At 46.5% G+C, this 5,098-nt stretch carries 4 protein-coding genes; all 4 read right to left on the minus strand.

Annotated elements, in window-relative coordinates; all coding sequences use genetic code 11:
• Window positions 1-42: 42 nt before the first annotated feature.
• The 4 genes from BCT81_RS26720 to BCT81_RS26735 all read right to left on the minus strand — a co-directional run bounded on the left by BCT81_RS26720 (window position 43) and on the right by BCT81_RS26735 (window position 5,094).
• A complete protein-coding gene (locus BCT81_RS26720; protein ID WP_102426423.1) occupies window positions 43-1,068 on the minus strand; it encodes a LacI family DNA-binding transcriptional regulator in 1,026 nt (341 codons plus the stop codon).
• 220 nt (window positions 1,069-1,288) lie between these two features.
• Window positions 1,289-2,365: a porin gene (locus BCT81_RS26725; RefSeq protein ID WP_102426424.1), complete on the minus strand. Its 1,077-nt coding sequence runs from the start codon at window positions 2,363-2,365 to the stop codon at window positions 1,289-1,291.
• Between the two features lie 289 nt (window positions 2,366-2,654).
• On the minus strand, window positions 2,655-3,671 hold the full coding sequence (locus tag BCT81_RS26730; protein ID WP_102426425.1) for a nuclear transport factor 2 family protein: 1,017 nt from the start codon (window positions 3,669-3,671) through the stop codon (window positions 2,655-2,657).
• Between the two features lie 127 nt (window positions 3,672-3,798).
• Window positions 3,799-5,094 (minus strand): MFS transporter, encoded by a 1,296-nt coding sequence (locus tag BCT81_RS26735; RefSeq protein ID WP_008220933.1) that lies wholly within the window; start codon window positions 5,092-5,094, stop codon window positions 3,799-3,801.
• Between the last annotated feature and the right edge of the window lie 4 nt (window positions 5,095-5,098).

Genomic DNA, 5,098 nt, shown 5'->3' on the forward strand with positions numbered 1-5,098 from the left:
GTATGAGCGGGATTTTTGTTGGAATACATCTTTGAGTCGGTATTACTTGAGCGTCGTTTTTCTCTCAATAAACTTCACCGGAACCATCAGTTTTACTAGGCTAGTATCTTGGTCTTGAATCTGACTCACGACAATTTTCACTGATTCACGAGCAAGGCGTTTGAAATCCTGCTTGAACGTCGTGAGCTGGTAGTTAAGCCACTGCGTTTGCGGAATATCATCGAAGCCAATGACTTGAAGATCTTCCGGAATACGCAGGTTGAACTCCAATCGAGCTACGTCCATCACTGCCATCGCTAGGTTATCTGTTGCGCAGAATATCGCTTCTGGCTTTGATGACTCTGAGAACATAGCGCGAATGGTATCTAGTGCATCAAGATAGTCGTAATCGGCCTCGATAACGCGAGCTTGCTTGCCTGTTAGATCTTCGAACTCAGAGCAGAAACCTGCTTCACGTTCCCCGTTGGTGTAAGTAGGCACATTACCGGTTAGGTAAACAGCTGATTTTACGCCTACATTATGAAAGTGCTGAGCGGCAACTTGTCCTGCTGCGTAGTTATCGCTGACGACATGGCTACTCTTAGTGCCTTCTACCACACGAGCGTACTGAACAATCGGGATGTCGAACTCTTCGCATTCTTCATACAGTGACTTGTTGAACGTTGCGGAGGCCGCAATCACACCATCGACACGATATTGGAAGATGTTAGGAATAGAGTGGTTGTCATTTGCATCCACTTGCCACGGAATAAGCACCGCTGAATACCCTTGCTTTTGTAACTCGGTAGAGATGAGTTGTAGGGTTTTCATGTGAATTGGGTAGTCAGCATCAGGAAAGACCAAACCAATTAACTTAGATTCATTAGTAGTCAGGCTTCGCGCAAAAGCATTAGGGCGATAGTTGAGGGCTTTAGCTGCTTCGAATACTTTTTGCTTGGTCTTTTCTGAAACCGAACTGCCCGGAACAAATACACGAGAAACGGTGGATTGAGAAACGCCAGCCAGTTTAGCGACATCTTTTGAAGTGACAGTTGTTTTTGACGCCGAGGCGTTTTTGGGAGAGTTCATAGACCATGCTTTTTAACCAAGTAACAACCTAGAGAATACCATAGATAGGTACGTATTCAAAAAGTCTATGCGTTAGAGTGGTATGAAAAATAAGGGCTAATTGACGTTGTTGGGTATTGCACTGGGTATAACCCAAAAACTCTGCGTATATAGAATAGATATACGCAGAGCTTGATTAGATATTTATTGAGTCGCGTTAATTTAACGCTTTAATCAGTGATTAAAAGTAGTAACGAATACCAGCAGCAAACTGGTCATCACTGTTTTCATAGTGATTGCCTACTGCTTTGTCGTTGCCATTATCGAACTGGTATTCGGTCCACACTAAGAATTTGTTCTTCTTAAAGTGGTACTCAAGACCAGGGATAATCAACTGACGCTCATAGCCGTTTGCATTGTCGTCTGTATCTGTTAAGTAGTTAACGTTAAAGGTCGGGCGAAGGCCGTTTTCAAAGTGGTAGTAAGTGAAGAATTCAGCACCACGGTGGTCGTAGAATTCTGCCTTGCTGGTGGTTTCCCAGTTCGAACCTTGGCTGTAAGTGAAGCCAACAAATAAGCCGTTATTGGTGTAGTTCACACCCAATAGACCAATGCGTTGTGTATCACCATCTTTGATGTTTTGAACGCCTGCGTCAACATCATCGAACTCATTCTGGTGGTAAGCTAGACCAATGGTTAGGCCATCCATAACCGTGTATAGCGTTGATGCACCCATACCGTTTTTCAGTGTTGCTGTTTTACCATCAGCTAAGCCAACATCTTCGCGAGTGGTTTGGTAAGTGAAGCCGTACTTCCAGTTGTCGTTGATGTTGTTACGGTATGTAATTGAGTTTTCTGCTCGGCCTGTACCAGAAGCAATACCCCAGTCAGACAGGTTGTAGTAGCCAGAACCACGTGAACCAAATACACGGCCCATATCGGTAAACCAAGCGACATCGTAGAAGGTAGACCACTGCTTAGTACCTGCTGCAATCTTGCCGTACTTATCGTGCTCTATGCCAGCGTATAGAAGTCGGTCGTAAATATTGTCGCCGTTAGCACCAGAGTTGTAACCCCATTCGGCATGGCCAAAGCCAGTCCAACCGTTGTCTAATCCCATTTGACCTTTTAGGCCAAAGCGAGAGCTACCGCTGTTCCATTCGCCGTTGTGATCGCCGCCCTTATCATGGTAACGAACGTCAAAACGACCATCTAGTGTTAGGCTATCGCCCGCGTCATTGGTAAAAGTGTGTGCAGCAAAAGCTGAACCTGAAGTCATTGCTGTCAGGATCACTGCAGAAAGAATCGACTTTTTCATTGTAATTCTCTTTATTCAGGCCGTAGAAAGCCACCGTGCTTTCAAGCCCGTTATATTAGTAATGGTTTGGCAGGGTGTGCCCATCCGTGAGGCACAAGTTGATAATCTTGGGTGGAGCTCGTTTTCTTGGGTAGATCTCAGTGTTTTTGATAGATCTACTTGTCTTTGTTTGATCTACTTTTCTTAGTGAGATAAGTAGATTTGTAGCAAGTTGCCGAGGGCGAGAAGGAGCCCTCGGCAGTCATGTCTACCTAGCGTAGGTAAGAACTAGGCAGGCAATAGGGCAGGGTTACAGCGTTGGGTTCATGATAGTAGAAGTGCGTTCGAACACGTCTAGACCTTGCTGTTTCAACCAGTAAGGAAGGTCGATCAGTACCCAGTTCTCAGATAGCTTGTCGCCGTCGCGGTAGTAAACATCAACCACTTGCATGTCTGCGCGAACTTCGCCACCAGTCATGCCAAGGAAGCCACCTGTTGGTGTGTTTGATAGGTTTGGCCAACCGAAGAAGCAAGAGAAGCTGCCTTCAGCGAAGCGACAAACGTGACCATTAAACTTCTTGTCTTTCAGGTTGTTACGGAAAGGAAGTTGGTGTTGCTTCTGGTAACGAGGAATGGTGTAAGATGCACCGATACCACATGGGCCGTACCAGATCATGTCTTTAGACCAGCTCTTCTCTAGCACTTCTGGTGGGCAACCCATAGCGCCGCTGTCGTTAAGTGCAGATAGGTCATCAACCATTTTGTTCACTAGAGCAAGCGTTGCTACGCCTTCTTCTGGTGCTGCATCTTCAAACAGTAGACCGTCGTGGTTACGTGGGCCAGGGTATACGAAGTGCTTGCCTGTTGATGGTGGTAGTGGGTAGCAACCCGCTTGGTCCATCATGCCTAGTAGGTCTAGGAATAGACCTGTCTTAGTGATTTTGCCGTCAACAACACAGTTAAATTCTGCGTAGCGAACGTTCATGATTTTGCCAGTAGGGCGCATGCCTAGGTATTCAGCGTCGAATAGACCCATGAAGTGACCCATGCTCATTACCCAAATCTCATCTGGGTTGATTTCGTTGTTACCGCCGATGAAGATATCTTGACGACGCTGCATGCGAGTCATTGATTTCATCATTGGAGCCCAGAACACGTCAGCTGCCGCTTGAGCGCCTTCTTGCTCACGGAATGGGTAAACACCGCGCCACAAGTAATCTTCAGAAGTGTGTGCTTTTAGTACTTCAGCAACGTTCTCATGAGTTGCGTTTTCCATTGCATCAAAGTATTCGCGAACAATGCGTTTAGCTTCTTGATATTTAGACATAATTGATTCTCTTTTTGTTGTCGAGTCAACATTCGGAACAGGACTCGATTTGGATTTTGTTACCGGCTGACTGTTCAGCCGGAATAGTGTTTATTCGTTGTCTTGAAAGACCTTTAGCGAAAGGGGATTAAGCCTTAGCTGCTTCCGCTTTTTTGCTCTTGTCGAAGATGCCGCCTTTCAATGTTTCTGGTAGAGATAGCCACAGTAGACCTGCCACAATCCATACAATCGGTGAGCCCCACATTGCTGTTGCAAGGTCGCTGCGCTCTTGGATGAATACCAACACCATTGGTGCCCACATACCGATGATACGACCACCGTGGAATAGAGCTGCGCCGAAGCTACGTAGGTGAGCTGGGAACAGTTCTGAGAAGTAGCCACCCCATACTGCAGAAGCTGATAGGCCGAAGTTGTAGATAAGACCGAGGATAGCCAGCATGTTTAGGCTGCCGATCATCACGTCGCTTGGAGCTACGAAGAATACTGAAGCCATAACACCTGCAAGGATGAAACCGAATGCGTTTACCTTACGACCGTATTTATCTGCGATTGCACCCCATACCCAAGCACCGAATAGAGAGCCGAATGCCGAGATAGAGAAGATGATGCCGATGGTCGCGCCGTCAAACTGACGAACTTCTTTTAGGTACGTTGTCACGAAGCCTGAGAAGAACTGGTAACCGTAGAAGTTAAGACCTGCTAGCAATAGACAAGTGATGGTTAGCTTGCGGTATGGCGCGCTAAGCATCTCGCCCCAAGAACCTTTCTTCGCAGGTGCATTTGATGCTTCAGCTTCTGCTTGATCTTCTTCACCGTAAGCGATCACTTTCTTGTCGCTCGGAAGAATAAAGATCATCAGTGCTGCCGCTGCTAGAGGAGGGATGCCACCAACCCACATTAGGCTCTGCCACGGTGCGTCAATGCTAGAGATAAACGCTGCGTAAGCACCCATCGCCATTAAAGCTACCGAGAACATAGAAGAAGCGAATGCCGTCAACTTGCCGCGAACCGTTGGCGTGAATAGGCCGATCATTAGGCTTACTGCTACTGTGAAGTAACCACCTAAAGAAATACCGATGATGAAACGCATGGCTGCCCACATTGCGTAGTCAGTAAACATCATGTTGATGATCGTTGCGCCGCCGTTCAGTGCAGTGATGACAATAAGAGTCGATTTCTTACCAAAGTTTGATGCCACCCATGCACAGCTTAGAGCACCAATAAGCGCACCAACCGACTGCCATGTATAGAACTGAGCGGTATCCGCTAAGTTAATGCCATCATACGCATCAACGATGTATGGGCGTACGTAGTCAATAATTACAAAGTTATAACAATAGAAAAAGTAGCCCACTAGAATTGCAAGATAAGCAGCTACCCTTTGAATCATAGGAACTTCGCTCATGTGTTTTTTCGTAGTCATGACC

The sequence above is a fragment of the Vibrio sp. 10N.261.52.A1 genome (assembly GCF_002876325.1).
Classification (GTDB): domain Bacteria; phylum Pseudomonadota; class Gammaproteobacteria; order Enterobacterales; family Vibrionaceae; genus Vibrio; species Vibrio chagasii.

What these genes read in the sequence shown, in the direction of transcription:
- BCT81_RS26730 (WP_102426425.1), bottom strand. Translation starts at nt 3,671, where the DNA reads ATGTCTAAATATCAAGAAGCTAAACGCATTGTTCGCGAATACTTTGAT.
- BCT81_RS26720 (WP_102426423.1), bottom strand. Translation starts at nt 1,068, where the DNA reads ATGAACTCTCCCAAAAACGCCTCGGCGTCAAAAACAACTGTCACTTCA.
- BCT81_RS26725 (WP_102426424.1), bottom strand. Translation starts at nt 2,365, where the DNA reads ATGAAAAAGTCGATTCTTTCTGCAGTGATCCTGACAGCAATGACTTCA.
- BCT81_RS26735 (WP_008220933.1), bottom strand. Translation starts at nt 5,094, where the DNA reads ATGACTACGAAAAAACACATGAGCGAAGTTCCTATGATTCAAAGGGTA.